Source organism: Candidatus Thiosymbion oneisti (assembly GCF_900092655.1).
GTDB lineage: Bacteria > Pseudomonadota > Gammaproteobacteria > Chromatiales > Chromatiaceae > Thiosymbion > Thiosymbion oneisti.
The window spans coordinates 1-1,212 of sequence record NZ_FLUY01000402.1; the positions used below are offsets into that span (position 1 = coordinate 1).

Annotated in this window: 1 protein-coding gene; it reads left to right on the forward strand. The window is 66.4% G+C overall.

Annotated features, from left to right (window positions below; all coding sequences use genetic code 11):
* Positions 1-410 precede the first annotated feature (410 nt).
* Entirely contained in the window at positions 411-1,154 is a 744-nt protein-coding gene (locus BQ17_RS03750; protein WP_089724416.1) for a (Fe-S)-binding protein, read from the forward strand.
* The last annotated feature ends 58 nt before the right edge of the window (positions 1,155-1,212 follow it).

The following is a 1,212-nucleotide window of genomic DNA, read 5'->3' on the forward strand; positions in this document are numbered from 1 at the left end:
CGTTGGCCGGGAATCCGGGCCCTTCGGTTCCACCCGCGCCGCGGCGACGGCGCTTTCCCCTGGCCGCAACACCTTTGCTGAGGACGGATACCTTGCCAAATCCAAAGCGGCGGCAGGATCGTGCCACTTGCCGACCCCCGGCTTATGCCTAGCGCTGTAGGTTCCGGTAAGCATCGGGGTGAAGTGGCCGCCGCACTCCAAAACGTCCGGGAGATCCCTTCGATGATCGTTAGCAGTCCGGAATCCATAAAGAGCCTTAACCTTAACCACTACCCAGATCCGGAGTCGCCGCCGCACTCCAGAATTGCCGGTGGGCCACCCTGGTTCGGAAGGCAGGGCCGCGCAGTCTTGCCGCCCGAGGCGGTGATCGGGTACGAGCAACCCGGATCGCACCGGATTATAATCCGGCCATGCGCAAGCCCGACGCGGTCTACTTCTTCGGGACCTGTCTGATCGATCTGCTCTATCCACAGGCGGGCCTGTCCGCCATGCGGCTGCTTGCGCGGGCGGGCATCCGGGTCCGCTACCCCCAGGGTCAGACCTGTTGCGGTCAGCCGGCCTACAATTCCGGTTACCGGGATCAGGCCCGCGTGGTGGCGGCCGCCCAGCTCGACGCCTTGCCTGCGGACATCCCGGTGGTGGTCCCCTCTGCCTCCTGCGCGGGCATGTTCCGCGTGCACTACCCGCGGCTCTTTGCCGGCACCCCTGATGAGGCCCGCGCCCAGGCCCTGGCCGGTCGGGTCTATGAGTTTACCGAGTTTCTGGTGCGGGTCCTGGATCTCAGACCCGTGGCTCCGGGACCGCCGCTGGCTGTGGTCCTGCATAACTCCTGTTCGGCGCACCGCGAGCTGGGCGTTGCGGATGCGGCCCGGGAGCTGCTCGACCGCCTCGCCAACGTCCGCGTCCTGGAGCCCGACCATGCCGACGAGTGCTGCGGCTTCGGCGGGACCTTCGCGGTCAAGGAGCCGCAGCTCTCCGCCGCCATGGCCGCGGACAAGACCGCCGCCGTCGCCGCTACCGGTGCCCCCCTGCTGGTGGGCCAGGACTGCGGTTGCCTCATGAATCTGGAAGGCACCTTCCGGCGCCGAGGGAGCGGACCGCAGGTAAAGCATATCGCCGAATTGGTGTGGGAGCGGGTAGTGGTTAATATCTAAGTTATAACATGACCAACAGCACTGGCCGCTATGCCCCCTCTCCCGCCGGGAGAGGGTT